The organism is Actinomadura vinacea (genome assembly GCF_039532545.1).
Taxonomy (GTDB): domain Bacteria; phylum Actinomycetota; class Actinomycetes; order Streptosporangiales; family Streptosporangiaceae; genus Spirillospora; species Spirillospora vinacea.
In genome coordinates, this window is sequence record NZ_BAAARW010000012.1 from 854,291 (window position 1) to 879,501 (window position 25,211).

The window sequence follows — 25,211 nt, forward strand, 5'->3', positions numbered from 1 at the left end:
TCCACCACAAGGCTGGATGAAGTCGGACTCACTCAACCCCCAACACCGCTGAAGAATCCAGGTTGATCACTTGGCGGGGGTGAAGGAATGTTGTTGGGCATTCTGCAGGCTTGACAGCCTTCCCGGGATGGAATTCCCACTGCCCGCTGCGCGCCGGTTCCACCGCGATCTGCCACGTGGAGGGTCGATGTTTTTCCGGGCGACCCAATACAGATAGAACCCCAAACCCGAGGCAGGATGGGGCGGATGCCGGGTTAGTTGAAGATCAAGGTTTGCTCTGGTCTTCGGGGTCGTCGCCTTCTTCGTCTTCCCAGATGATCTTCATGTTGTGGATCTGTTTTGGTGGCGATTGCATTGATGGCGAACGGCTGCAAAAGGAGCGTGTCGAGGATTACGGCAGGCGCTAAGGCATCCCGCTAACCAGCCCGAGCCTCCACCGCATCGCGGCATGAAGCGGGCGCGGTGGAGGGCCGCCACGCGAGGGCCGACCGCGCACCTCCGCGGAGGCGCCCCAGGAACCGGAACGACTCCTGAACCTCGGGCCGCGGCTCTGGACTGTGAGATCCCCTTCGGGATCTCCACCTGGGTATGGGTTCTGGACGGCGCTGGTGCCGTGTGTCTGGACGGGCCGCGGCCTGCATAAGGGAGTCGGCAAATTCTGCGTCGTACAGTGGAGCCGACCGGCAACAGCCGTTCAGACGTACTGCCGGTCGGCTTCACATTTTTCGCGACACCAGACGGCAGCGCGACTTGTCAAGTGCCGTACGTTTATTTGTTCGTTGCCGTGAAGGTGAATTGCCCCGAGGGCACCGAGTAGACGGCGTGCCTTCCTTCGGTCCGCAGGAAGGTCGCTCTGGCCGGTTTCTGGACGTTGTCGTATCCGTCGGTGGGAACCCAGATCTCGGCGCCGGTGTTGGCCGGGATGGTGATCTCCAGTTCGAAGCGGTGGCCCGACTTGGCCCAGGAGGTGCGGGCGGTGCCCTGGGGGGTGTTGTAGCTGCCTTTGACGTAGCGCAGGTCGCCTACGGGCTTGGGCTGGATGATCAGCTTTTCGTAGGCGGTGGAGCCGGTGGCCGGACGGATGCCGGCCAGGTGGGACTGGAACCATTCTTCGACCTGGGCGAGGATCATGTGGTTCTTGGAGTCGCCGCGGGTCCAGCGTTCGCCGATGGTGGTCATGCCGCCGGGATTGGCGGTGGTGGACTCCATGAAGTAGCCGTAGCTGGGCTGGTCGTTCTCGTGAAGGAGATCCCACAGGACGTCGTCGCGGTCGCCTTCGGCCAGGGCGCGGATGGTGGGGGCCATGCCGATGGTGCCGCCGCTGAAGTGCGGGCCGTCGCCGTTGGGGTGGAAGGCGTAGACGAGTTCGACCAGGGCGTCCAGGACGCCCTTGCGCTTGTCGTCCGGTACGAGTCCCGCGTCCAGGGCCAGTGCCTGGGCGGTCTGGGTGGCTCCTTCGTTGCCGGTGGCGGTGTAGCGGCCCAGGGAGTCGTTGAAGAACGCCTTGTTGAACGCCTGCCTGATGTCTTGGGCGAGCTGCCGGTACGTGCGGGCGTCGGCGGCATGGCCGGTCAGCTCGGCCATACGGGCCATCTTGCTGATCATGACGTAGTAGCCCCAGGTGCCGGTGATGCGGCCGGAGGTCTGATCGGCGGCCACCCAGTCGGCCAGTGCGGCGTCGACGATCTGCTCGTCGGCGCCGGTCCCGGCCTTCTCGCGCCGGATGTAGTCGATGTACTTGACCATGCGGTCGTAATAGGTGGACATCGTCTGGGTGTCGCCGTACAGCTCGTACAGGAAGGACGGCACCAGGACGATGGCGTCGCCCCAGTTGATCTCATCACCGAAGCGACCGGAGTAGCCCCAGTCGTACACGGGGGTCTTCAGCGCCACGTTCCCGGCCATGGGCGTGTCGGCGATCGACTGGCCTTCGACCAGGTGCCTCATGGTGGTGCGCATGTAGGCGGCGAGCTCGAAGTCGCGGTGGATGGCGCCCATCGGCATGGTGTAGTCGGCCGGGTAGGACAGCTTCTCGCGGCCGGGGCAGTCGGTGAAGACCGACATGATGTTGCCGGCGAAGGAGTGGCGCGCCATCTTGTGGATGCGGTTGATGCGCCCGTTCGAGCTGGTGAAGGTGCTCGCGGCGGGTGTGTCGGCCTGCAGGCGGACGCCGGTGACGAGCTTGCGGTTCGGCTTGTGTCCCGCCGGCAGCCCGGTGACCTGAACCCACTGCATGCCGAAGTAGTTGAAGCCGGGCTGCCAGGACTCGCCCTGGCGGCCGCCGTGGGCGGTGTAGGTGTTGAACAGGTCGGTGCCGCGGGATCCGCCGCCGCCCATGAGTGAGGCCTGGTCGACGGTGCCGTCGGCGTTGAGGGACTCTGCCGGGGCCACCTTCACCGTCGTGCCGGCCGGGAGCCTGCCCAGGTCGAGCTTGGGCCGGCCGACGATGTTCTGCCCGAAGTCGAACACCCAGGTGCCGGGGGCGGGATTGGTCATCTTGACCGGCGTCAGCTCCTCCTGGACGACGATCGGCTCGGCGGTCCGCGCCACCAGTCGGGTTGCGAGATTGGGCGGTGGGGCGATGCCCGCACTGGTCCATCCCATGGCCGAGCCGTCGCGCCGTTTGGCGGAGGGAGTCAGGTTCGCACCGGGCAGGTTCCAGCCGGGCTGCTCACGGCGGGCGTCGTAGTCCGATCCCGAGTACCAGGCGTCGGTGACCAGGGGGCCCGGGGCTGTGCGCCAGGACCGGTCGGTGACGATGACGTTCCCGCCGCCGTCGCTGTAGGTGATCTCCATGCGGCCGATGAGGCGCGGCGTCACCGCGGCTCCGGCGGAGGCGTCGCCGGCGGCGATGTTGTTGCCCGAGCCGGTGGCCTTGGCGCCGGCCGCGTGCGCGCTCGAGAGCGCAGGCGTGAAGGTGATGCCGGTCCCGTCGGCGCCGGCCGTGCCGATTGCGGTGATCTTGCGGGACTCCAGGCGGTCACCGCCGTCGCCGGTGTCGATGTTGATGGTGCCGCCGACGTGGTATCCGGTCACGTCGTTGAGCTTCACCGTGGTGGCTCCGGCCGCGGCGTCGGCGGCCAGGACGGTGTTGCCGCCGTTGCGGACAAGGCTGGTGAGGTCGTAGGTGCGGTATTCACTGGAGAGTTGGTAGTTGGAGTTGCCGGGCGCCAGCACCTCGTCGGTCAGTTCCTTACCGTTGACCGTGGCGTGGTGCAGCCCGACGCCCGACAGGTACAGGCGGGCCTTGGCGACCTTCTTGCCGCGCGGCACGTCGAACCGGCGGGCGAAGATGGGCATCGGCTGGTTCTCGGCACGGTCGGGGTAGTCGATCCACCGGGCGGCGCCCCAGTCGCCCTGCTGGAGGAGGCCCATCGACCAGGTGGCCGGGGCCGACCACTGGGAGGGCCGCCGGTCGGCGTCCCAGGCCCGTACCCGCCAGGCGACCGTGTCGCGGGAGTGCAGCTCATGGCCGAAGGTCACGCGTTGCCGGGCACCGTTGACGCGCCCCGTCTTCCAGATCAGGTCACCGGCCCTGAGTTTCTGTACGCTCTCGGCCGCCTGTATCTCGTAGGCGGTCTGCCGGTCGGCCGGGCAGGCTGTCTTCGCCCCCGGGCGGTGACCTCCGATTCCTCACTTGTCCTTGTAGGCCTGGTCCATCTGGCGGAGGACGGTGGTCGGGTCGGCCTTGCCGGCGAACATGTTCTGGACACCGGTGAAGTGGGCCTGTTGCACCTTGGGGTTGGGCCAGAGCTGGTCCATGAACGGGACGGTCTTGTTCGCTTTCTGGAAGTCGACCAGCGGCTGCAGGGTGGGGTCGAGTTTGAACCGGTCGTTGGGGATGCTGGGCAGGTTGCCGGTGGCGCCCGCGTACAGGTTCATGGCCTCGGGGGTGGCGAGGAAGTCGATGAACCTGGTGGCGAGTTCGGGGTTCTTGGCCTTGGCGTTCATCGCGAAGGCGCCGCCGGCCGCGCCGGGCATGCGGGTCTGGTCGGCGTTGTCGGTGGCGGGAACGGGAAAGAGACCGAACGCGCTGCCCTGCGGGGCTTCGGACTTGACCTGGTTGAGCGTGGAGGTGACCTGGATCGCGGCGACCGCTTCGCCCTTGGCCAGTTGGGACACCGCGGTCTCGAACGAGGTGCCCAGTGGATCCTTGGAGAAGCACCCGCGCTCGTTCATCTCCAGGTACTTGTCCATGGCGGTCTTCCAGCCCGAACCGGCGAAGGTCGCCGAGCCCGCCTTCATTCGCTGGTCGAAGTTCTGGTTCCCGGCGTAAACGGTGGTGGGGACCAGGGCGTAGTCGACGAGCTGGGTGACCCAGTCGGTCTGGTTGCCGAGGGCGAAGGCGACCTTGCCCTTGGACTTGGCCGCGTCGCAGAACGCCAGCAGCTCGCGCCAGGTCGCCGGGGGCCCGGCGCCGACCTCGTCCATGGCCTTCTTGTTGTAGAGGCCGCCGATGCCGACGAAGGTGAGCGGCACGATGTAGGTCCTGCCGGCGACCTGGGTCACCGGTTTGATCCCGGCGGGGATCCGCGAGGTCCAGGGGCGTGCGGACAGGTCGGCGAGGTAGCCGGTGGGGGCGAGCACCTCGATGGCGCCTGGGTTGCCGTTGCCGGGCCAGGCGAAGAAGACGTCGGGTGCGGTGCCCGAGGACAGCTGGGTGCGCAGGGTGCCCTGGTACTGGTCGGTGTCGGAGTAGGAGGTGGTGAACTCCACGCCGGGGTTCTTGGCCTTGAACGCCTTCAGGACGGCCTCGGTGCCGGCGCGGTCGGTGGCCACCGCGGCGACGCGCAGGGTGTCCGATCCGCCGGAGGCGTTGGTGCCGCTGCTGCACGCGCTGGTCATGAGAGCGCCCGCGGCCAGGGCGGCCGTGAGCCGTGGGACGGGACTCATCTGGAGTCCTCCTCGGGGGTAACGGGGTGGTGGACGGAAAACGGCGGATGCGGGGCCGGCTCGTCAACGTCTCGGTGCCGCGGCGCTGAAGTGGTAGGTCCCGGATCCCAGGCGCACGACGAGCTCCTCGGGAAGGCTGTCGACGATGTCGATCCCGCCGGATTCGGGCAGCTCCCCTCGGCCTTCGCGAACGCTTCTCGGATCGGCTGTGGGGATGTGCAGGGTGGCCCGGGCACCGGGAGGCACGGTCACCTCGACACGCAGCTCCTGTGGCCCGGAACCGGGATGGAGCGACCAGCCGCAGGCGGCGGTGCCCAGCGGGGTCTCCTGGCGGGCGCGGGCCCAGGTGAGCCGTCCGCCGACGTTCGGGCGCAGCCGCAGGTGCCGGTAGGCGACGGAGTCGGGATGCTGGTCGATGCCGGCGACGCCGCCGTACAACCAGTCGCCGACCGAGCCGAGGCTGTAGTGGTTGAAGGAGTTCATGGCCGGTGACTGGAAGCCGTGCTCTTCGGTCCAGCCGTCCCAGCGCTCCCAGATCGTGGTGGCGCCGTGCCTGATCGAGTAGGCCCAGGACGGATAGGTGTCCTGATGCAGCAACGCGTAGGCCAGATCGGCGCGGCCGTGTGCGGCGAGCACGGGGCACAGCAGCGCGACGCCGACGAACCCGGTGGTCAGGTGCCGGCCGCGGGCCTCGATGTCGGCGGTCAGGTGGCCGACGGCCGCGGGCACCAGGTGTTCGGGCACCAACTCGAAGGCGAGGGCGAGCAGGTAACCGGTCTGGGTCCCGCCCGCGATCCGGCCCTCGTCCCCGGGACGTCCTGAACCGGTGTCGACGAAGCCGTCGACGAACGCGTCTCGTACGGCCTCGTGCAGGGCGCCGTACCGTTTGGCGTCGGCGTCCTCCCCGAGGACCTGGGCCGCTTGGGCGACGATCCGCGCGCTGCGGGCGAAGTAGGCGGTGGCCAGCACCTCGCGTGGGGTCTCGGCGTCCACCTGCAGCCAGTCGCCGTAGTGGTTGCCGACCCTGTGCCGCCACACCAGATCGGGGTTGTGCCGGTGCACGTGGTCGACCCAGGCGGTCATGGCGGCGTACGAGCGTTCCAGGACACGGCGGTCGCCGTACGTCCGGTACAGGTGCCAGGGAATGATGACGCCGCCGTCGCCCCACGCGGGGGCGCCCTCACGCTCTATGCACAGCCTGGGCGCCACGTCGGGAAACGCGCCGTCGGCGTCCTGACCGTCGACCACATCGCGCATCCACCGCGCGAAGAAGGCCGCGACGTCGGCGTTGCGGCAGGCGGTGGGCAGGAACACCTGGGCGTCGGCGAGCCAGCCGAGCCGTTCGTCGCGTTGCGGGCAGTCGGTGGGGATGGAGACGAAGTTGCCGCGCTGGCCCCAGAGGATGTTGGTGTGCAGCCGGTTGGCGGTCTCGTCGGAGCATTCGAACCGGCCGGTCAGCGGGGTGTCGCTGTGCAGCACCCGCCCGACGACGTCCTCGCTGCGCAGGTCGCCGGGGTAGCCGGAAACCTCCACGTAGCGGAAGCCGTGGAAGGTGAAACGCGGCTCGAACACCTCGACCGGGTCACCGGAGGCGATGTGGACATCGGTGGCCTCGGCGGTCCGCAGGTTGGCCAGGTACAACTCGCCGTCGCTGAGCATCTCGGCGTGCCGCAACCGGATGCGCCGTCCCCGTTCGGCGCCCCGGATGGTCAGCCGCACCCGGCCGACCATGTTCTGACCGAGGTCGACGACGGAATGCCCCTCGGGGCGGCGGGTGACCGAGCGGGCGGCCAGTTCCTGGGTCACCCGCACCGGCCGGTCGGCCGCCGCTTCCAGGACGCCGGTGTCCCGGTCGAGCACGGCGGCCTTGTTCCAGCCGGTGTCGTCGTAGCCGGGACGGTCCCAGCCGGGCAGGTCGTCGCGGGCGTCAACGTATTCCCCCATCAGCAGGTCGGCGTACTTGATCGCGCCGGCACGTTCTCGCCAGCTCTCATCGGAGGCGATCCAGCGCCGGGAGCCGTCGGCGTGGTCCAGCAGGATCTGGACGATCGCCTGCGGCGCCCCGCCGTAGTGCCGGGCCTGATGGCGGGAGTCGAAGCCGACGAATCCGCTCCACCAGCCGTCGGCCAGGACGATCCCTACGACGTTCTCGCCCTCTTCGAGCAGTTCGCTCACGTCGTAGGCCTGGTACGGCACGCGCCGGTGATATTCGGTCCAGCCCGGCGCCAGCTCGGCGTCCCCGACGCGCCGGCCGTTCAGGCGCAGCTCATAGACGCCGCGTGCCGTGGCGTAGACGCGGGCCCGCACCGGCCGCCGCCCGCCCAGGTCGAAGGAGCGCCGCAGATGGGAGCAGGGAGACAGGTGCCGGGTGCGGTCGGTACGGTCCTCGTCGCCGGGCGGGTCCATGACGGCCGCGGTCTCGGTGTCACGGCCGATCCACACGGCACGCCATTCGTCACGGTGCAGCAGGCCGGTCTCGAACCACGACTCCGCGCTGTCGGCCGCCGCCTCTTCGGCGTCCCACACCTCGACCCGCCAGTGATAGCGGGTGGAGGACCGCAGCGGCGGTCCGTCATAGGGAACGAGGACTCCGTCGGCCGACTCTCTGCGGCCGGTGTCCCAGATCAGCCGCTGCGCGTCGTCCAGGTCCCGGTGGTGGAGCGCCGCGGTGAGCCGGTAGGAGGTCTGGGAGTCGCCCCGGCGGGACGAGCGAAGCTTCCACGACAGGCGGGGCGACGGGGCGTCCAGGCCCAGCGGTGTCTCCAGCATCTCGCAGGTGAGCCCGTACAGGGTCAGCCCGTCCTGTGGGGCCGGCTGTGCGTTCGGCAAGAGGATGGTCATCCTTTCAGTCCCCCGGCGAAGCCCTTGATGATGTGGCGTTGCATGAGGAAATAGCCGACGAGGATCGGGAGCATGGCGATGACCAACCCGGCGAACACCAGGTTCCATTGCGAGACGAACTGGCCGATGAATCCGAAGATGGCCACCGGAATGGTCTGCTGGTCGCTGCCGGACAGGTACAGGAAGGGCGTGAGGAAGTCGTTCCAGACGAAGATGGCGTTCAGGATGACGACGGTGCCGGTGACGGGGCGCAGCAGCGGGAACACCACGCGCCAGAACACCTGGAGCGGACTCGCGCCGTCGATGAGCGCGGCCTCCTCGTAGTCGCGGGGAACGACACGGAGGAACCCCGTGTAGAGGAAGGTCGCGAACGGCACCTGGAGCCCGCTGTAGAACAGCACCAGCGACCACAGCGTGCCCAGCAGACGCAGATCGCGGATGGTCTGGTAGAGCGGCAGCAGCGCCAGCTGGAAAGGCAGCAGCAACCCCAGCATCACCAGCGTGAACGCCCAGCGGGACCAGCGCGCCGTCACCCGCGCCAGCGGGTAGGCCGCCATCGCCGAGACGACGACGATGATCGCCACGCTCACCGCCGTCACCACGGCACTGTTGACGATCGCACCCGCCAGCCCCGCCTCCCGCCAGGCGTCGGCGTAGTTGCGCAGCGTCGGCGACGTCGTCGGGGCCACGATCGAGGAGCCGTCCCGGGGATCCCGCAACGACAGGTTGACCAGGACGTACAGAGGGAACGCGACGACCGCGGCCACCGCGATCATGACGATCTCGCGCACCAGGGTGCGCGGGCCGTAGCGGTTCACCGGACCGCCCTCTCCTGGCGACGCAGCAGCCCGTACTGGCCGCTGGAGAAGACCGCGACGAAGATCGTCAGCACGATCGCCAGCGCCACGCTGTAGGCGTACTCGTTGAACTGGAAGGCGTTCTTGTAGATCAGCGTCGAGAGCGTCTCGGTCGCGGTGCCCGGGCCACCGCCCGTCATCACCCACACCTGGTCGAACAGCTTCAGCCCGCCGATGATCGACAGCATCAGGTTGATCGTCGTCGCCGGCGCCAGCAGCGGCAGCACCACGTGCCGGAACCGCCGCCACCCGGTCGCCCCGTCCACCGCGGCCGCCTCGTACAGCTCCCGCGGGATCCCCTGCAGCCCGGCCAGGAAGATCACCATCGAGTAGCCCGCGAACTGCCAAATGATCACGCCGATCACGCTGCACAGCGCCAGCGCCGGATCCCCCAGCCAGTTCCGCTGCCAGGAGTCGGGGCCGATCACGGCGATCAGGCCGTTCAACGCGCCGTCCGGGGCCAGCATGTACTTCCACAGCGCGGCCGTGACGACCGGCGCCATCACCGCCGGGGCGAAGAGGAAGACCCGGAGGACGTTCCGGCTTCTGATCCTGCTGTGCACACCCAGCGCCAGCAGCAGGCCCACGGCGTTCTGGACGACGGTCACCGCCACCGCGATGATGAGCGTCTGCCGCAACGCTCCCCGGGCCGCCGGGTCGTCGAGCATCTCGCGGAAATTGGCCAGGCCGGCGAAGCCCCTGGTGGGGCTGAGCCCGTCCCAGTCGGTGAACGCGAACGTCGCGCCCTGGGCGCTGGGAAGCAGCACCACGAAGGCGTACAGCACCAGCGCCGGGACGAGGAACCAGGCGGGCGCCCGCCGCTCCTTACGCGCGGACCCTCGCGCCATGCGGCCTCCTTCGCACCCGTGACGGCCGTGTTGCCAATCAGGTGAACCACACGCGGTCTAAGCAGGGATGATCCGCCCGCGGCAACCAGTCCGGATAGCCCGAAATGGCCCAGCAGTAGCACAATGTTCGCTTCAGCCGTCGGACGTAAGGGCGCGGTCATGAGCAGTCCCCCCGTCGAAGAGATCAAGGGGCTGGTGTACATCACCGACGGGTCGCTGGCCTACGCCGGGCACCACTTCCACGAGGACGGCCACCCCGTCCACACGCACAGCTTCGTCGAGATCGCCGTGGTGACCGGCGGCCGGGGAATACACAAGTCGCTCACCGGCCGCCGGAACCTGGAGGTCGGAGACGTCATCCTGCTGCGGCCTGGAGTCTGGCACGGGTACGAGGAGTGTTGTGGGCTCGATCTGTACAACTGCTGCCTCAACACCGGCCTGCTACAGCGCGAACTGTCCTGGACGCGGGAGGACCCGCTCCTGGGCTATTTACTGTGGACCGGCCCCAATTCCATGCAACGCCGGGGAATGCTCACCACGCATTTGGACCCACAAGCGTTCGAAGAGTGCGTGGTCCACCTGGACGGCTTGGCCCAGCTGCGCCACCAACCGGTGGGCCGGCACCGCGGTGACATCATCGGACGGCTCTCGCTGTTCCTGAGCCATATCGCCAGGGCCGTCGCCAGCGATCGGGCGGACATGCCCGGCGGAGAGGGGCCCGCCCACCCGGCCGTCCTGGAGGCCATGCACCTGCTGGAGTCACGGCTCGCTCACAAATGGACCCTGGACGAACTCGCTGAGGAACTCCACCTGACGCCGCGCTACCTCATCCGCCTGTTCAAGGCGGCCACAGGGCTGCCACCGATGACCTATCTCGCCCAGCACCGGGTCGAAAAGGCGGCCTCTCTCCTCCTGCATACCGACCAGCCCATCACGCAGGTAGCCCAGAGCGTCGGATGGGCCGACCAGAACTACTTCGCCCGCCGCTTCAAAGCCCACTACGGGCTCACCGCCACCACCTACCGCCGACGCTTCACCCGCCCTTCGGTCTTGCTCTGACCATTGGCAACGCGCCGCCGCAACAGGCAGCATCGCCCGCCACCCACCTGGACGACAACGTCTCATGGGCCCAACGCTTGGGCACCGGGCGTGGACGGCCGGGTGGCGCGTTGCTCTGCCTCCCGCCAGATGTGCCCGGCGATCGGTCGTTCACCTTCCTCGACGAGGTGCCCGACAAGGCCGATGGCACGGGCCATGACGCCGAGCCCGCGGACCACGTGCGACGGCACGCCCATCGCTGTGGCGATGGCGCCGATCGCGCCGGTGACGTTGACCGGAAGTTCCTTGCCGGTGCGGGTGGAGGCGGCGGCCGAGACGGCGCGTACCAGCCGTTCGTTCGCAGGGTCGACACCATGCTCGCGTGCGACGACGAACAGTCGCTCGGCCCGCGGGTCGACTGGCTTATGAACGGGATGCCCGATTCCGGGGACGGCGCGGCGCTGGTCGAGGAAGGAGGTGACGATGCGGTCGGCCACGGCGGCCAGTGCCTCGTCGTCGGACTGCCAGACGGGGTCGTTCGCGGCTTCGGCGCAGTAACGGGCGGCGCCCTCCATCGTGCCGACGAAGGTGTCGCCGAGGCCGAGCAGTCCGGCCGCGACGGCTCCCTGCAGCGATTCGGGTGCGCCGAGGTGGGTGAGGCGGGTGACCAGCGCGCTCGGGGTGAGGCCATGCTCGACGAGCGCGACGACCAGTGCGTTGAAGACCACCGACTCGTCGGTGCCGGGCAGGCGGCCGAAGAGTTCGAGGAAGGCGAAATCGCCGAGTCCGACATGCCCGAGCACGTCGGTGACCAGGTCGATGCCATGCACGACGACCTGCTCCGGGGTGGCCCACGCGATGTCGGACTGGACGGGGTCCTCGGTGTGCGTCATGTGGCCTCCTGGTGGTGTGGGGGGAGGAGTGCGGCGGCCATCTCGCGCAACCGGTCCTTGCGGATCTTGTCGCCGTTGGCGCTGGGCGTGGTGGGGAACGCGGCCAGCACCTCGATGTGCGAGGGCACTTTGAAACTGGCCAGGGAACGGCGACAGTGCTCGAGCAGGTCCTCCGGCTCCGCCGTCGCACCGGGGCGCAACCGGACGAAGGCGACCGGCTGGTCATCGCCGGTGTGCGGGTCGCGTACGCCGACGAGCTGGGCGAGCTCGACGGCGGGATGGCCTGCCAGACAGGATTCGACGTCGGCCGGGTTCACCAGGTACCCCTTGAGCCGCATGGCGTCGCCCAGGCGCGAGTGGTACTCGAACGCCCGGCCGGGCAGGGTACGTCCGCGGTCGCCGGACCGGTACCAGCCGTCGGGAGTGAGGGCTCGCTCGGTCGCGTCCGGGTTGGCGAGGTAGCCGGTGAACAGGGTCGGTCCGCGGAACTGAAGCTCGCCCACGGCACCGTCGGGGAGGGGGTGCCCGGTTTCGGTGTCGGCCGCACGGACGTGTGACCGCGGGAGGACGAGGCGGCCGCCGGCGACCGCCCGCTGGTGAGCGGGCGAGTCGAAGTCCCAGGTCGCGGCGAAGGCGAAGAGTTCGGACGAGCCGTACACATTGGCGGCGCGGATGTCGATCTCGTCGGCGGCGGCGACGATGTCTTCGATCGCCACTCCCGCGGTGACGACGCGGCGCAGCTCGCGGGCCTGCCCGTTCGCGATGCGCGGGTCGGCCAGCAGCTCGCGCAGCGGACCCTCGGCGCAGGCCATGAACGTGACGTCGTGCCGGAGGATCGCCTGGATCGCACGGTCGGAATCGTGGACGGGCAGCAGGATCTGCGTGGTGCCCGCCGACAGCCCGGCGGTGAACGGGACGAAGCCGAAGGTCCCGTTGAGCGGCAGTACCGAGAGTGCGACGTCCTGTTCGGTGAGGGGGAGGGTCGAGGCGACTCCGGGAATGTGCCGAGCGACGGTCTCCTGGGTGTGCACGGCCAGCTTCGGTGCGGAGGTGGTGCCGGAGGTTCCGAACACGATGACAGGGTCCGTCGGCTGTCCGCCGGGCTCGGGCTCAGCGCGGGTCGGGCTGCGCAGTTCGTCCAGCGGCACCGTCGTTAGTCCGGAGGGGGCGCCCGGGACGGTCTCGGCATGCACCGGGACCAGCCAGCGTAGATCCAGGTCGCTCCGTTGGGCCCACACGTCGGTGAGGCGGGCGGCCAGGTCGACCGACTCGAAGGTCGGCGCCACCACCAGTGCCTTGGCCGAGCTCACCCGCAGCAGGTGCAGCAGTTCCGCGGAGCGGTAGCGCGTGTTGAGCGGCACGACGAGCAGGCCGAGCCGGGCGGCGGCGAGGAACGTGAGGACCCATTCGGTGCAGTTGGGCAGCAGGAGCGCGATGGCGTCACCGCGTCGCAGCCCCAGCGAGTGCAGGCCGGCCGAAAGGTCGCGGCTTCCGGCGTCCAACTGCGAGTAGGTGAGCGCGGTGCCACGGCCGTAGCCCGTCTCGTCGACGATGGCGTTCCGGTCGGGCGGCAGACTTCGGTGTCCGCGCTGGCCTTCGCGCGCCTGGTCGTGGAAGCTGCCTCCGGGCGTGGTCAACATCGTCCCTGGCCGGGGTGCCGGCGCGGGGCAGGCCCTGGTGAGCCATCCCGGCGTGGACAAGGTCTCGTTCACCGGGAGCTACGGCACCGCGCAGCAGATCATGCGCAACGCAGCCGACGGGCTGAAGCGGGTCACCTTCGGGGCTCTGGACCAGTGACGTCGGGCGTGCCCACCGGATGAGCGAGCGGTTGCAGGCGGGACTCGTCTCGGTCAACACCTTCCGCCCGGTGCACTGGACGCTGCCCTACGGCGGCTACAAGCAGAGCGGCATCGGACGGGAGAACGGCATGGCGGTGCTGAGCGAGTACGTAGAGGTCAAATGCGTCGTCGTGGACTACAGCCAGGACGCCCCAGAAGATCCGTTCGCCAACTGACCGGCGGCAAGGGTCTGATGGCCCAGCACACCGAGGCGGCGGCCGCGTCGGGCGTGGAGGTCCGGTACGGCGCCAGGGTGACCGCGCTGCACCGTGACTCCGGCGGTGCGACGGACGCGGTGACGTTCACCGACGCGACCGGCGAGCACACCGTCCGGGCCGGCGCGGTCGTCCTCGCCGCAGGGGGGTTCGAGGCCAGTCCGCGATTGAGGGCGCACCACCTCGGCCAAGAATGGGCGGCGGCGATAGTGCGCGGCACTCCCACCAACGACGGCGAGATCCTCGAACTCGCGCTCTCTCTCGGCGCCGCCCCCCACGGCGACTACGGCACCTGCCACAGCGTGGCCTGGGACGCCGGCGCTCCTGCCGGAGGCGGCGACCGGGAACTGACCAACCAGTACACGCGGCAGAGCTACCCCCTGGGCATAGTGGTGGACCGCGACGGCCGCCGCTTCGTGGACGAGGGCGCGGACTACCGCAACTACACCTACGCCAAGTACGGCCGGGAGATCCTGCTCCGGCCCGGCGGCGTCGCCTGGCAGCTGTTCGACGCGAAGACCCGCGCCATGCTCCGCACCGAGGAGTACGACAGCGAACCGATCACCAGCGCCACCGCCGACACCATCGAAGATCTCGCGCTGCTGTTGGGCATCGACCCGAAGGGGCTGCGCCGAACGGTCGAGGAGTTCAACGCCGCGATCGTGGACAAGCCTTTCGACCCCGCGGTCAAGGACCGGCGGCGGGCGAACGTCGAACCGCCGAAGTCGAACTGGGCGCTGGCCCTGGACACTCCCCCGTTCCACGGCTACGCGGTGAGCTGCGGAATCACCTTCACATTCGGCGGCCTGCACATCGACACCGGCGCCCGGGTGCTGGACGGCCAGGCCCGGCCGATCGACGGCCTGTACGCGGCGGGGGAACTGGTGGGCGGGCTCTTCTCCGGCAACTACCCGGGTGGGACCGGGCTCATGTCCGGCGCCGTCTTCGGCCGGATCGCCGGTGCGGGCGCCGCTCGGTCCGCCGCCACGGACGGGGGCCTTCGATGACCGGCCGGCGGTCCAGCGTCGCGGCGGTCTTCGAGGGCGTCGAAACCGGGCTCCGGCTGCGCCCCGTCGAGGTCGCCGCACCGCAGGAGGGCGAGGTCCTCCTGGAGGTCGCGGCCTGCGGAGCGTGTCACAGCGACGTGCACAAGCTGCAGGGCCACGGCACCGTCGCACCGCCCTGCGTGTTCGGTCACGAGCTGTCCGGCACGGTCACCGAGATCGGCCCAAATGTTGCGCACGTGCGACCAGGTAACCCTGTCGTGTGCTCGTTCCTCGTTCCCTGCGGTCGCTGCGCGGCATGTGCCTCGGGCGCAGAGGACGAGTGCGCCCCGTTCCGATCGGCGATGCAGCGCGACGGCGTGCGGTTCGACGGCTCCTGCCGTTACCGGCTGCCCGACGGCACCGGCCTGCGCGCCTCCGGTATGGGCGGTCTCGTCCGGCACGTCCTGCTGCCCGCGACCGCGGTGTTCCCGCTGCCCTCGGACTGGCCGGGGCCACTGGCCGACGCCGCGGTGCTCGGCTGCGCCGGACTGACCGCCTACGGCGCCGTGCACCGGGCCGCGCGCCTGACCGGCGGTGACCGGGTCGTCGTGATCGGCGCGGGCGGGGTCGGACTGTGCATCGTCGCGCTCGCCCGGCACGCGGGAGCGGTCGACACGGTCGCCACCGATCTACGCCCCGACGCACGGCGGACCGCGGTCGGCTTCGGCGCGGCGGCAGCGCTCGACGGCGCCGAAGCCCGGCTCGCCGACCTGGCCCGCGCCACCCTCGGCAAGGAGCCCGACGTCGTCTTCGACACCATCGGTACCCCGAGCACGCTGAAGCAGGCACTGCAACTCGTCGGCGTCGGCGGCCGGGTGGTGGTGACCGGACTCGGCGGCACGTCCGGCCCAGGGACCATCCCCGACCTCACCGTGTTCGTCCGCCGCAAGGTGACGCTGACCGGGTCTTACGCCGGCCTGCCGCGAGAGGACATGCCGCGGCTGCTCGACGCCGTGCGCGCCGGCGCGTTCCAGCCCGCCCAGCTCATTTCGGCCCGATACCCCTTTACCGAGGCGGCACGCGCCTACGCCGACGTCGCTCACGGCCGGGTCGTCGGGCGCGCGCTCATCGAGTACTGACATACCGGTCAGAGGGACTCCCCCGCCCTCAGATTTTCTCCCCCATTGACCACCCTCGAGGGAAGCCCGGTCGTCGCGATGGCGCGTAGTTCGCTCACCAGCCCTCGCGCTCGCATTCCTCGCGCCACCAGGCGGCGGCGCCGGCGACGTCGAAGCCGGTGGTCCACAGGTCGGCCGGGTCGTCGGGCATCAGCCGTTCCCGGAAAAGCCCCAGGCGGCCGGTGTCACGGCGGAACGCGGACCGGTGATTGCGGTGCAGCTTCTCACCCTTCGCGGCTTCGAGCAGGTCGGCGATCTCGGGGGGAAGCTCCAGGTCCTTCCCCGACGGCAGGGTTCGAGGGCGGAGGTTGCCGTCCTCGTCCCCGTACAGCAGATCCACCGCCTTCGACGTCGTGAGGCCGGTCTGTGCGGCCAGTTCCCGCGCGGTCTCGGCGCGTACCAGGGGCGGGCCGTTCTCGGCCAGCAGGCGCTCCAGTCGCAGCAGCCGCTCTTGGGAGAGCCAGCCTTGCGGCACGGGGGCGCCGACGAGGGCGCGTTCCGGGAGCCGGATCGGGACGAATCGTCCGTCCGGGGAGTACTCGACCGCCGCGAACCCTCGACGGTGCCACCCGCTGAACGACAGCAGCCTCCCGTTCCGCGTGCGCCATACCTGGAATTTCAGCGTTGACGGCGGGCCGGGCTGCTTGAACCAGAGCAGCCGGTAGCGTCCGCTTCCGTCGCCCCATCCGGTGTTGGCCCAGATATTCAGCTTGTCCAGGCTCCACGCGGCATAGGGCCGCTGCCAAGGCCATAGGACGGGTATCACGTGGCGCGCCAGCCCGCCGAAGTCCTCGATGAGACGGTCGGCCACGTGTGGTTGCTCGACCGTGTGCAACAGTTGGGGCTCCGCGGGCCCCTCGGCCGCCGCCAGGGCGTGCTTTTCGAACAGCCGCAACGACACCAGGTCTCGCAGGCCCATCACGGGCAGCTCGGGATGGAATTCCAGAATCGGGGAGAACGGCGGGCGAGGCGCCACCCCGTCCTTCATCCGTAGCCAATGCTCGTGCAGCAGGCATTGCGCCGTGAGGTGCGTCCGCTGGGTCACCGCGGCGATCAGCGAAGGTTCGGTGATCTCGGGCAGCAGGCGGACGAGTTCCTCCCTTGGCACCGAGCGGGAGGCGGGCAGGGCGGCCGCCACGATGCGCTCGGCCGTTTCCCGGTCCAGCGTGCGCAGCGCTGCCGAACCGGCCGGGTCCACCGGGCTCCGCCTGCCCCACGCGGCGGGCGGGGGCACGGACGGGCGCATCGGGGAATAGTCCAGCCACGCGCTCTGCGAGCCGTCGGGCGCGATGACGGTGATCTGGCCCTGGTGGAGCCGGACCCGGCTCGGCGAGGCGGCCCCCGGAAAGGTGACCTCACCGGTCCCGGGCGCCTCCGGACGCGCCGTGCAGGCGTCCGACTCGAACGTCAGCGCGAGTTCCTCGTCGACCGGGCCCTCCGCCCGGAACGTCTGCCAGCGGCCGCCGGGCCGCACCCGCGACACGCGCATGGCCTTGCCGTCGTACCAGGGCATCAGCTCCGCTGGGAAACGGCCGAGATGCACCGTCCACGGGGGCCCGCTGCCGTCGTCGACCTCGACCTCCCGGCGGGTCCGCACGGTCAGGTACTCGCGATGCTGGACGACGGACCGTGCGGCATGGCCCGGGAAGGAGACAGGGATCCCGAACTCCTCCGGGATGCCGGCGCGCAGCTCCGTCAGCAGCGCCTCCACCGGGTCGCAGAACTCCAGTTCGCGTGCGAATCCGGGATTGCGCCGCAGGAACTGATACCCCGCGTCCGCCAGCCATGACATCGCCCGGTGGAAGCGGTACAGGTGGCCCGACCGGACGTCGGCTTTGAGCAGTGTCCTCATCTCGGTGTCGGGCACGTCGTCCCAGCGCGCGTGTCTGGGCGGGATGGCCGCCGGATCGGTGTCGGGATCGATGTCGCCGCCCGGCTCGGCGTCCTCCGGAAAGAGGCGCTTCCCGGCCTGATCGACGAGAGTCGACAGTGTGTCGGCGGCGCAGCGGCGGCCGGTGGTGGCGAACCAGTCCGCCGTCAGCCGGGCACCCGCCCCCGCGTCGGCCAGCGTCGCCAGCCACATCTGCCGGATCTTCTCGTCGCCGCCCGGGTCGGGTTCGGACGCGATCAGCAGGTCCATCAGGTCTTCGTCGCGTCCGGCCACCGTCGCCAGGGCCTTCCTCGCGGCGGCCCAGATCGTCTGGGCGGCGCCGGGCAGCAGCCCGTCGCGCAGCAGCCGCCCGGCGAGGAACTCCTCCTCGTCGTGCTTGGCGATCCCGGCCGCGGCGGCCAGCCTCCGCAGGCCCGGGAAGAGCCCCGCGTACGGGATCAGCCCGGCGTCGAAGCCCGCACAGATCACCGCGCGGAACCGGGCGTGCGCCTCGTCCGGCGGAAAGTGGCCGCTGAGCGTCTTGGCGTAGTCGCGCAGGGCGGTCGGAGCGACCGCTCCCGCCGGGACGAACTCGAGGAGCGTCGCGTGCAGCCGCTCGACGTCGCAGGGGCTCGCGTCGGCCTTGCGGGCCTGGGTGAACGACCACGTCGCGAGTTCTGCCGCCGGCTCCGACGCGCCCACGGCCACGAACGCGCGGCACGCGTCCTCGAAGAAGGAAATCCGGTCCGCCGCGGACAGCGGCCCTGCCAGTTTGGCCAAGGCCGACTTGAGCTTACGCGGATGGTCGGTTCCGGCACCGGCGGCCAGAACGGCCAGTTCCGGGGCGTGGGGGGAAGCGCTCACGAAAAGGATCTTACGGTTCCCGGCCGGGTGCGCGGGAGTCCGCCCGTTCCCCGGTCCGCAAGATCATTTCCTGCTAGCGTGCCGCCCGCGGGGGTGACTTTTCGACGAACGGAAAGGTGTGGTCGAATGTCCATTCGAGCCCGTACCTGTCTGCGGATGGCCTTTTCGGTCCTGTCCGCCGGGACGCTCATTACCGCGGCCATCTCAACTCAGCCGGCGGCCGCGGAGGAGAAGAACCCCTGCGAGGCGCTCAGCCAGGGGCAGTCGAAATATTCGGCCGGCCGGGCGAAGCATGTGGTCTTCGCCGTGGCGGCCGACTATGGGACGACCGAGGTCGATATCGTCGAGTGCGCGAAGAAGGGCGGCCGCTGGAAGCAGACGCTCGCCACGGACGGGCACGTGGGCAGGAGCGGCTTCGCCGAACCGGGCACCAAGCGGGAGGGCGACGGCAAGTCGCCGACCGGTTCGTTCACGCTGACCGAGGCGTTCGGCGAGGGGGACCCCGGCACCGCGCTGCCCTACCGTACGCTGCGCGAGAGCGGCGACTGCTGGGGCTCGACGATCGGCGACGCGCGCTACAACCGGTACTACCCGGGCACCTGCCTGCCCGCCGACGAGAACCTCTCGGGATACATGCTCAGCGGCCCGTACAAGCAGGCCGTCGTGGTCAACTACAACCGGCCGCCGGACTCGCCGATCGTCCAGGGCGACGGCTCGGCGATCTTCATGCACATCGGCTCGGCTCAGACCGCGGGCTGCGTTTCCATGGGCCGATCGGAACTGGAGACGGTCATGAGAACCTTGCGCCCTTATGACCGGATCATCATGGGACCGCGTCAAGTCCTGTTCGGCTGATCACGAATTCCTTCCCAAACCAGAAGTCATAACAAAATGCGCGAGCGGTCGCCCTGTGTGCGGGTCTGCCTCACGTCGGTGATGCAGTCCCGCAGCAGGGCGAGTAATTCGTCGTCGGTGGTGCGGGGTGCGGCCGCCCGTATCGCGACCACGACCTGCAGGGCCGCGTCGTGGTCGCGGAGGCGTTCCAGCAGTGCCGTCCACCGCCGCGCGGGGTCCAGGTCGCCGAGGTTGCGGAGGCGGCGGCGGGCGGTGCGGAGATCCCATTCGAGCGTGTACCGCAGCCGCCCGTCGCGCGGCGGGCGGCGCAGCGCCTGCTCGGCGCAGCGCGCGACCAACCGCGCGCCAGCGTCGCGCCCGGCCTGCGCCGTGCCGATCATCTCGGGCGCCAGGGCCGCGAGCCGCTCGCTCGCGGAGGGCCCGACCAGGTCGTTGACGGTGCGGGCCACCGCGGCGAGCACGGGATGCACGCAGCGCGGATGGTCGCTCCACGGCTCGCCGTTGAGGACCGAGACCAGTTCCATCACGCACGCCCGGTCGCCCGGCAGGCGGTGGCGGCCGTGTTCCAGCAGCGGTGACTGTGACATCGCTCTCTTCTCCCAGAATGCATACCGTCGCCCGTATACTGAGAACTGCTATGACCGAAGTGATCCGTCCCGTCGAGCGCCCGGTGCCGTTGCGGCAGACCGTGTACGACGCGCTCGTCGAACTCATCGTCAACGGCGTTCTGCAGCCCGGGCAGCGCATGGTCGAGGCCGAGCTGGCCCGCCAGCTCGGTGTGAGCCGGCAGCCGATCCGCGAGGCGTTCCACCGGTTGCAGGCCGAAGGCTGGGTCGACCTGCGTCCCGGCCAGGGCGCCTTCGTGCACACGCCCACCGAGCGGGAGGTCGACCAGCTGCTCGACGTGCGGGGGCTGCTGGAGAGCGAGGCGGCGCGGCTGGCCGCGGCCGCCGCGTCCCCGCAGGACGCGGCGGCGCTGCGCGCCATCTGGCAGCGCGGCGTCGAGGCGCTGGAGGCGGGCGATCCCGAGCCGATCGTCGCCGCCAACGCCGAGTTCCACGCGCAGGTGCGCGCCCTGTCGGACAACATGGTCCTCGCCGATCTCATCGGCGTGGTCGACCGGCGGGTCCGCTGGTACTACCGGCGGGTCGTGCAGGCCCGCGGTGCCGAGTCGTGGGCCGAGCACGCCGAGCTCATCGAGGCGATCGAGGCGCACGACGGGCCGCGCGCCGCCGCGATCGCCCGCCGCCACACCGAGCGGACCCGCGAGGCCTACCACGCCGGCCAGGGCGAAGACGCGTAGCAGCGCTCCCGCGGGTTCCCGCTGCCCGTTCAGGGGATCGCTTCCGCGGTCTCCCCGACGGCCACCGGCTCCCCGACGGCCTGCCTGACCAGCGGACGGATGAGGAACCAGGTGAGCACGGTCGCCAGCGCGCTGCACGCGGCCATCGCCCACAGCACCGGGATCCACTGGCCCGATCCGCCGTTGAGGGACACCAGCCACGCCGCCCCGGGCGCCGCGAAGAACGACGCCGTGCCCTTGGAGGTGTAGAGCATCCCGTAGTTGGTGGTCGCGTGGGCCCGTCCGAACAGGTCGCCCACGGTCGCCGGGAACAGCGAGTAGATCTCTCCCCAGGAGAAGAAAGCCAGCGCGGTCAGCACCACGAACGCGACCGGATGCTCGATGAACGCGATCCAGATGACGATCACGAAGAACTGGAAGGCGAAGGCCAGCGTCAGCGCCGTCTCGCGGCCGATGTGGTCGGAGGCCCAGCCCCAGAAGGGGCGGCACACCCCGTTGAGGATGCGGTCGATCAGCACGGCCAGCACCAGCGCGCTGGTCCCGAACCACAGCACGCCCTCGTCCATGCCGTAGTCCTTGCCGATCGGCTTGAGCTGCGCGGTCATCACCAGCCCGGTGAAGGCCATCAGCGTCATCACCAGGTACATGGCCCAGAAGGCGGGGTGGCGCAGCGTTTCGCGCCAGGTGTAGTCGCGGGTGCTCATCCTGACCCTGGACCGGATCTTCCGCTCCTTCTCGGCCCAGCCGGGCGGTTGCCAGCCCGGCGCCGGGCTCCGGACGAACAGCGCCGCCATGGCGACCGCGATGCCCTGAATGATCCCGAAGACGATGAAGGTCGTCCGGTAGCCGGACGAGTCGATCATCCGGGAGATCGGGATGATGGTCACCGCGGTGCCCGCGCCGTACCCGCCGGCCACCAGTCCGGCGCACAGCCCCCGGTGGTCGGGGAACCACTTGAGCGCGGTGCCCACGCAGGAGCCGTAGATGGCGCCGGCGCCGACGCCGCCGAGGGCGTAGACCGCCCACAGGGCGTAGACGCTGCCCGCCAGGCCGGACCCGACCCAGGAGGCGGCGATCAGCACCGCCCCGCCGAGCATGACCAGCCGGGGGCCGACCCGGTCGACCAACCACCCCTCGACCGGCACCAGCCAGGTCTCGGTGAAGATGAACGCGGTGAAGGCGAACTGGATCGCGGCGAGCTCGGCGCCCAGGCTCGTCTCCAGGTGGTCGGTGAACAGGGTCCAGGCGTACTGCAGGTTGGCGATCGCCATCATCGAGACGACCAGGCTCGCCAGGACCCACCAGCGGTTCACGGTGAAACCCGGGACCGCCTCGTCTGTATGTTCGCGCGCCATTGCCGACATCTCGGCCTCCTCGTGCCTGATCCGCGCGTCGCGCTGGGTTAGGGCAGCCGGACGAGGCTGACGGGATCGGGCGCCCCCGGATCGTTCGCGTTGTCGATCAGCTCGATCTCGGCCCTGTCCGAGAGAATGTGGAAGGAACCGTCGGCGCGGTACGCGCGGATGATCACGACGGTCCCGTCGCGGTGGGTGTAGCGCTCCTCGGTGTAGAGCGCCGTCTCGTCCTTCTCGGCGGAGACGGCCGCCTCCCCCCGCCACTCGAAGCGGTAGGGGGCGAGCGGCAGCCGCAGCTCGAAGGGAAACCGGCGGGGAAAGCGGTCCATGCGGGCCCCTCGGCGGGTCAGGACAGGCGGAGGATCCGGAACAGCTCGCGCCGGGCAGCGCCGTCCTCGGCGGCGGCGGGGACCAGCTCGGCCAGCCCCCAGCCCGCCTCCTCCAGCAGTTCCCGGCCCTGGTCGAAGAGCGGATGCCGGCGCTCGGGCGGCACCGCCTCGATCACCAGATGCCCGATGAGCTGCACGACGGCCGCGCGCAGCGCCTCCCGGTCGCGGGTTCGCGACGGCCCGACCGACAGGGGCAGCAACCGCGGCCGCTCGCCGGCCGGGCCGCCCGCGCCGTCGCCGGCCATCTCAGCCAGCCCCGGTGCGGGCGGGGGCGGCGTCGGCCGCGAGGGCGGCGCGGAGCCGGTCGTAGGCGCCGGGGGCGGCGACGTCGATGACCTCCGCCAGCTCGAAGGTGCGTCCACCCGGCGAACCGTCGGCCAGCCGGACCGGTGCCCCCTCGGTCCAGACCTCGAACGCCGTGTCGGCGGCGTGCGGGCCGATCATCAGCACGTACCGCAGCACCGACCTGTGGTCCGGCAGGTAGCGCTGCTGCCGCCCGCCGTCGAAGCGCAGCTGGAACATCGCGGCCCCTCCTCGGCTCCGGTCAGGCTCCGATGCCCCGGTTGATGGGCATCGCGTACGACTCCTCCTTGAGGCGCTCGTGCCGTTCCGGATCCTCCAGGTCCAGCAGCTCGTCCGGGACGTCCATGCCGATGTCCACCCAGTTCTGGTTGGCGGAGCGCTGCATCCGCGCCACGTGCTCCGGCAGCATGTGCCCGAACCGGCCCTGCATCGCCAGGTAGTCGGTGACCGGCCGCTGCACGGGCGGATGGAAGTAGGAGTACTCGCGCGTCTCCGGGTCGTACTCCCACACCGGGAACAGCCCCGCCTCCACCACCCGGCGCCCGAGTTCCACGGTCATCGAGGTCTGGTAGACCCAGCCCTTCTGGCACGGCGTGAAGCAGTGCAGGAACGCCGCGCCCTGCCGGTTGAGCCCCTTGCGGGTCTTGTTCATCAGGTCCACCGGGTACCCGACCGTGGTGGTCGCCACGTAGCAGTGCGGGTGGCCCTCGGCCATCATCCTGGCCAGGTTCTTGGGCGGCAGGCTCTTGCCCTCCGGGATCTTCGAGCCGAACGGGGTGAACGTCGTCATCCCGGCGTACGGGGTCGTCGGCGAGGTCTGGATGCCGGTGTTGGCGTAGCACTCGTTGTCGTAGCAGACGAAGAGCGCGTCATGGTCGCGGTACAGCGCGCCGGAGATGGACCCCAGCCCGATGTCGGCCGCCGACCCGTCCCCGGCCATCACGATGATGTTCGGGTACGGGCCGTCGTAGCGGCCCTTGCGGATCAGCGCCTCGTACCCGGCCGCCATCCCGGAGGTGAACGAGCCGCCGCTGGCGATCGGGGTGTGCGCCCAGGGCACGGTGTAGGGGGTGCACAGGTAGGTGGAGTTGGCGACGTACATGCACCCGGTGGGGCCGGCCAGGACCGTGTTCTCGCCGGCCGCCTTGAGCGTCCAGCGGTACTCGATGGCCGGGCCGCAGCCCGCGCAGGTGCGGTGCCCCGCCTGGTAGGGGTCCTCCCCGGGAAGGTCGGGCAGGTAGTGCAGGTCCCTGCCCTCCTCGTCGGGGACGGCGGCGGAGCGGCCCTGCTCGTCGAACAGCGGCAGGTGCTGCCTGATGACCTCGGGCATGTGTCTCAGTCCTCGAAATTGACCCAGTGGGTGGGCTTCTCGACGGCGCCGCGTTCCCGCGCCTGGACCAGCTTGTCCGCCATCCAGGTGAACTCGGCGATGGGCACGGTCTCACCGCCCAGCCCGGCCATGAACGAGGTGACCAGGGGCCGGTTGTACGGCGAGTGGTAGAGGGCCGTCGTCACGTCCAGCGAGTGGATGCCGCCGTAGCTCGCGCCGCCGAGCCCCAGGTTGGTCTCCACGACGCCGACCGCCTGTACGCCGCGCAGCGCCTTCTGGAGGTCCTCGGACGGGAACGGGCGCACCCACATCAGCCGGGCCATGCCCGCCCTGATCCCCTGGGCGCGCAGCCGCTGGATCGCGGCCCGGCAGGTCACCGAGTGCCCGCCGGAGACGACGAAGGCGATCTCGGCGTCCTCCAGCAGGTACTCCTCGACGAAATGGGCGTACCGGCGGCCGAAGACCTCGGCGAACTCGTCGGTGCGCCGTCGGATGACCGGGATCGCCGACTCCATCGCGCGCGCCCGCTCCAGCTGCAGCGGCGGCCCCTGCGCGGGGTGGATCTGCGCGCCGTGCGACACCGGGTGCCGCGGGTCGAGCGGGAACGGCAGGTTGTACGGCGGCAGGTAGCGGTCCACCTGCTCGGTCGAGGGCATCTCCACCTCGCCGGCGATGTGCGAGACGAAGTAGCCGTCCTGGCAGATCATCTGCGGGAGCAGCACCCGCGGGTCCTCGCCGATCGCGTAGCCGATCAGCGTCTTGTCGAAGACCTCCTGCGGGGTCGCCGCCCAGCCCATCAGCCAGCCCATGTCACGGGTGCACAGCGCGTCGGTGTGCTCGGAGCCGAAGTCGCCGGGCGGGTCGAGGGTGCGGTCGGCGATCGCCATCTGGATCGGGATCCGCGCCCCGGAGGTGATCGAGTACATCTCGTACCCGTAGGTGACGCCGACCCCGGACGAGCCGGTGTAGGCGCGCGCGCCGCACGACCCGGCGCCGAACGCCGCGGACAGCTGGGCGTGCTCGCCGTCGGCGTGCAGGTACTCGGCGTCCAGGACGCCGTCGGCGATGAACTGCGCCAGGTTCATCATGATCGCCGTGTACGGGCGGATCGGGTAGGCGCTGACCACGTCGACGTTGGCGTACAGGGCGCCGTACGCCGCCGCCGCGCAGCCGTTCAGCCGCACCCGCGTCCCCGCGATGTCCCGCAGGAGCCGGTCGCCCTCCGGGGTGCGCTCCGCCCGTTCCAGCCAGGCGGGCCCCGCTCCCGGCGCGTGAACGGCGGCCCCGTTGCCGTGGACGGCGTCCGTGTGAACGGTGTCCGTTCGCGTGGTGTCCGTGTGAATGGTGCCGGCCAT

General features: G+C 70.2%; 22 protein-coding genes. 7 read left to right on the forward strand and 15 right to left on the reverse strand.

Annotation, left to right across the window (positions count from 1 at the left end):
- Positions 1 to 768: 768 nt before the first annotated feature.
- From ABD340_RS19245 to ABD340_RS19265, 5 genes are all read right to left on the reverse strand, one after another.
- Positions 769 to 3,630 (reverse strand): family 78 glycoside hydrolase catalytic domain, encoded by a 2,862-nt coding sequence (locus ABD340_RS19245; RefSeq protein WP_486303562.1) that lies wholly within the window; start codon positions 3,628 to 3,630, stop codon positions 769 to 771.
- 3 nt (positions 3,631 to 3,633) lie between these two features.
- Entirely contained in the window at positions 3,634 to 4,893 is a 1,260-nt protein-coding gene (locus tag ABD340_RS19250; RefSeq protein WP_344590357.1) for an ABC transporter substrate-binding protein, read from the reverse strand.
- Positions 4,894 to 4,956: 63 nt separating this feature from the next.
- A complete protein-coding gene (locus ABD340_RS19255; RefSeq protein WP_344590358.1) occupies positions 4,957 to 7,734 on the reverse strand; it encodes an alpha-L-rhamnosidase in 2,778 nt (925 codons plus the stop codon).
- The gene (locus ABD340_RS19260) at positions 7,731 to 8,552 is read right to left on the reverse strand and encodes a carbohydrate ABC transporter permease (RefSeq protein WP_344590359.1); all 822 of its coding nucleotides are present in this window, start codon (positions 8,550 to 8,552) and stop codon (positions 7,731 to 7,733) included. The genes ABD340_RS19255 and ABD340_RS19260 overlap by 4 nt, the downstream gene beginning before the upstream one ends.
- Entirely contained in the window at positions 8,549 to 9,439 is an 891-nt protein-coding gene (locus tag ABD340_RS19265; protein WP_344590360.1) for a carbohydrate ABC transporter permease, read from the reverse strand. Before ABD340_RS19265 ends, ABD340_RS19260 begins: the two co-directional genes overlap by 4 nt.
- Before the next feature lie 159 nt (positions 9,440 to 9,598).
- On the opposite strand from ABD340_RS19265, the gene ABD340_RS19270 reads away from it, so the two are divergent.
- Positions 9,599 to 10,498 carry a helix-turn-helix domain-containing protein gene (locus tag ABD340_RS19270; RefSeq protein WP_344590361.1) on the forward strand — a complete coding sequence of 300 codons (900 nt, stop codon included), beginning with the start codon at positions 9,599 to 9,601 and terminating at the stop codon, positions 10,496 to 10,498.
- A gap of 62 nt (positions 10,499 to 10,560) precedes the next feature.
- Here ABD340_RS19270 and ABD340_RS19275 read toward each other — a convergent pair whose 3' ends face one another.
- A complete protein-coding gene (locus ABD340_RS19275) occupies positions 10,561 to 11,370 on the reverse strand; it encodes a citryl-CoA lyase (RefSeq protein ID WP_344590362.1) in 810 nt (269 codons plus the stop codon).
- Complete coding sequence (locus tag ABD340_RS19280; protein WP_344590363.1) at positions 11,367 to 13,007, reverse strand: AMP-binding protein; 1,641 nt, start codon at positions 13,005 to 13,007, stop codon at positions 11,367 to 11,369. The genes ABD340_RS19275 and ABD340_RS19280 overlap by 4 nt, the downstream gene beginning before the upstream one ends.
- Between ABD340_RS19280 and ABD340_RS19285 the strand changes: the two genes are divergently transcribed.
- The 4 genes from ABD340_RS19285 to ABD340_RS19300 are packed head-to-tail and all read left to right on the forward strand — an operon-like array spanning position 13,000 to position 15,548.
- Positions 13,000 to 13,167, forward strand: coding sequence for an aldehyde dehydrogenase family protein (locus tag ABD340_RS19285; protein ID WP_344590364.1), 168 nt, complete (start codon positions 13,000 to 13,002; stop codon positions 13,165 to 13,167). The two genes, ABD340_RS19280 and ABD340_RS19285, sit on opposite strands and share 8 nt — an antisense overlap.
- Before the next feature lie 19 nt (positions 13,168 to 13,186).
- Positions 13,187 to 13,384 (forward strand): aldehyde dehydrogenase family protein, encoded by a 198-nt coding sequence (locus tag ABD340_RS19290; protein WP_344590365.1) that lies wholly within the window; start codon positions 13,187 to 13,189, stop codon positions 13,382 to 13,384.
- On the forward strand, positions 13,330 to 14,430 hold the full coding sequence (tcuA, locus tag ABD340_RS19295; RefSeq protein WP_344590366.1) for an FAD-dependent tricarballylate dehydrogenase TcuA: 1,101 nt from the start codon (positions 13,330 to 13,332) through the stop codon (positions 14,428 to 14,430). Before ABD340_RS19290 ends, tcuA begins: the two co-directional genes overlap by 55 nt.
- Complete coding sequence (locus ABD340_RS19300; RefSeq protein ID WP_344590367.1) at positions 14,427 to 15,548, forward strand: zinc-binding dehydrogenase; 1,122 nt, start codon at positions 14,427 to 14,429, stop codon at positions 15,546 to 15,548. Before tcuA ends, ABD340_RS19300 begins: the two co-directional genes overlap by 4 nt.
- A gap of 94 nt (positions 15,549 to 15,642) precedes the next feature.
- Here ABD340_RS19300 and ABD340_RS19305 read toward each other — a convergent pair whose 3' ends face one another.
- Entirely contained in the window at positions 15,643 to 18,321 is a 2,679-nt protein-coding gene (locus ABD340_RS19305; RefSeq protein WP_344590369.1) for a hypothetical protein, read from the reverse strand.
- A 126-nt stretch (positions 18,322 to 18,447) separates the two neighbouring features.
- On the opposite strand from ABD340_RS19305, the gene ABD340_RS19310 reads away from it, so the two are divergent.
- Positions 18,448 to 19,176, forward strand: a complete 729-nt coding sequence (locus ABD340_RS19310; RefSeq protein ID WP_344590370.1) for a L,D-transpeptidase family protein — start codon at positions 18,448 to 18,450, stop codon at positions 19,174 to 19,176.
- A 26-nt stretch (positions 19,177 to 19,202) separates the two neighbouring features.
- Here the strand turns inward: ABD340_RS19310 and ABD340_RS19315 are convergent, their stop codons facing one another.
- The gene (locus tag ABD340_RS19315; protein WP_344590371.1) at positions 19,203 to 19,763 is read right to left on the reverse strand and encodes a hypothetical protein; all 561 of its coding nucleotides are present in this window, start codon (positions 19,761 to 19,763) and stop codon (positions 19,203 to 19,205) included.
- Positions 19,764 to 19,813: 50 nt separating this feature from the next.
- Between ABD340_RS19315 and ABD340_RS19320 the strand changes: the two genes are divergently transcribed.
- Entirely contained in the window at positions 19,814 to 20,479 is a 666-nt protein-coding gene (locus ABD340_RS19320) for a GntR family transcriptional regulator (RefSeq protein WP_344590372.1), read from the forward strand.
- A gap of 29 nt (positions 20,480 to 20,508) precedes the next feature.
- Here ABD340_RS19320 and oxlT read toward each other — a convergent pair whose 3' ends face one another.
- Genes oxlT through ABD340_RS19350 form a run of 6 tightly spaced genes read right to left on the reverse strand, consistent with a single transcriptional unit; the run spans position 20,509 to position 25,211 of the window.
- Entirely contained in the window at positions 20,509 to 21,843 is a 1,335-nt protein-coding gene (gene oxlT, locus ABD340_RS19325) for an oxalate/formate MFS antiporter (RefSeq protein WP_344590374.1), read from the reverse strand.
- Between the two features lie 38 nt (positions 21,844 to 21,881).
- Positions 21,882 to 22,163 carry a hypothetical protein gene (locus ABD340_RS19330; RefSeq protein ID WP_344590376.1) on the reverse strand — a complete coding sequence of 94 codons (282 nt, stop codon included), beginning with the start codon at positions 22,161 to 22,163 and terminating at the stop codon, positions 21,882 to 21,884.
- Between the two features lie 17 nt (positions 22,164 to 22,180).
- Positions 22,181 to 22,468: a hypothetical protein gene (locus ABD340_RS19335; protein ID WP_344590378.1), complete on the reverse strand. Its 288-nt coding sequence runs from the start codon at positions 22,466 to 22,468 to the stop codon at positions 22,181 to 22,183.
- A 1-nt stretch (position 22,469) separates the two neighbouring features.
- Positions 22,470 to 22,745 carry a hypothetical protein gene (locus tag ABD340_RS19340; RefSeq protein WP_344590380.1) on the reverse strand — a complete coding sequence of 92 codons (276 nt, stop codon included), beginning with the start codon at positions 22,743 to 22,745 and terminating at the stop codon, positions 22,470 to 22,472.
- Positions 22,746 to 22,767: 22 nt separating this feature from the next.
- The gene (locus ABD340_RS19345) at positions 22,768 to 23,856 is read right to left on the reverse strand and encodes a thiamine pyrophosphate-dependent enzyme (RefSeq protein WP_344590381.1); all 1,089 of its coding nucleotides are present in this window, start codon (positions 23,854 to 23,856) and stop codon (positions 22,768 to 22,770) included.
- A gap of 5 nt (positions 23,857 to 23,861) precedes the next feature.
- Positions 23,862 to 25,211 (reverse strand): oxalate oxidoreductase subunit alpha, encoded by a 1,350-nt coding sequence (locus tag ABD340_RS19350; protein WP_344590383.1) that lies wholly within the window; start codon positions 25,209 to 25,211, stop codon positions 23,862 to 23,864.

Coding starts and splice junctions, on each gene's coding strand:
- tcuA (WP_344590366.1), top strand. CDS start 13,330: ATGCGTCGTCGTGGACTACAGCCAGGACGCCCCAGAAGATCCGTTCGC.
- ABD340_RS19350 (WP_344590383.1), bottom strand. CDS start 25,211: ATGGCCGGCACCATTCACACGGACACCACGCGAACGGACACCGTTCAC.
- ABD340_RS19320 (WP_344590372.1), top strand. CDS start 19,814: ATGACCGAAGTGATCCGTCCCGTCGAGCGCCCGGTGCCGTTGCGGCAG.
- ABD340_RS19330 (WP_344590376.1), bottom strand. CDS start 22,163: ATGGACCGCTTTCCCCGCCGGTTTCCCTTCGAGCTGCGGCTGCCGCTC.
- ABD340_RS19255 (WP_344590358.1), bottom strand. CDS start 7,734: ATGACCATCCTCTTGCCGAACGCACAGCCGGCCCCACAGGACGGGCTG.
- ABD340_RS19275 (WP_344590362.1), bottom strand. CDS start 11,370: ATGACGCACACCGAGGACCCCGTCCAGTCCGACATCGCGTGGGCCACC.
- ABD340_RS19315 (WP_344590371.1), bottom strand. CDS start 19,763: ATGTCACAGTCACCGCTGCTGGAACACGGCCGCCACCGCCTGCCGGGC.
- ABD340_RS19340 (WP_344590380.1), bottom strand. CDS start 22,745: ATGTTCCAGCTGCGCTTCGACGGCGGGCGGCAGCAGCGCTACCTGCCG.
- ABD340_RS19345 (WP_344590381.1), bottom strand. CDS start 23,856: ATGCCCGAGGTCATCAGGCAGCACCTGCCGCTGTTCGACGAGCAGGGC.
- ABD340_RS19300 (WP_344590367.1), top strand. CDS start 14,427: ATGACCGGCCGGCGGTCCAGCGTCGCGGCGGTCTTCGAGGGCGTCGAA.
- ABD340_RS19310 (WP_344590370.1), top strand. CDS start 18,448: ATGTCCATTCGAGCCCGTACCTGTCTGCGGATGGCCTTTTCGGTCCTG.
- oxlT (WP_344590374.1), bottom strand. CDS start 21,843: ATGTCGGCAATGGCGCGCGAACATACAGACGAGGCGGTCCCGGGTTTC.
- ABD340_RS19265 (WP_344590360.1), bottom strand. CDS start 9,439: ATGGCGCGAGGGTCCGCGCGTAAGGAGCGGCGGGCGCCCGCCTGGTTC.
- ABD340_RS19290 (WP_344590365.1), top strand. CDS start 13,187: ATGAGCGAGCGGTTGCAGGCGGGACTCGTCTCGGTCAACACCTTCCGC.
- ABD340_RS19335 (WP_344590378.1), bottom strand. CDS start 22,468: ATGGCCGGCGACGGCGCGGGCGGCCCGGCCGGCGAGCGGCCGCGGTTG.
- ABD340_RS19250 (WP_344590357.1), bottom strand. CDS start 4,893: ATGAGTCCCGTCCCACGGCTCACGGCCGCCCTGGCCGCGGGCGCTCTC.
- ABD340_RS19270 (WP_344590361.1), top strand. CDS start 9,599: ATGAGCAGTCCCCCCGTCGAAGAGATCAAGGGGCTGGTGTACATCACC.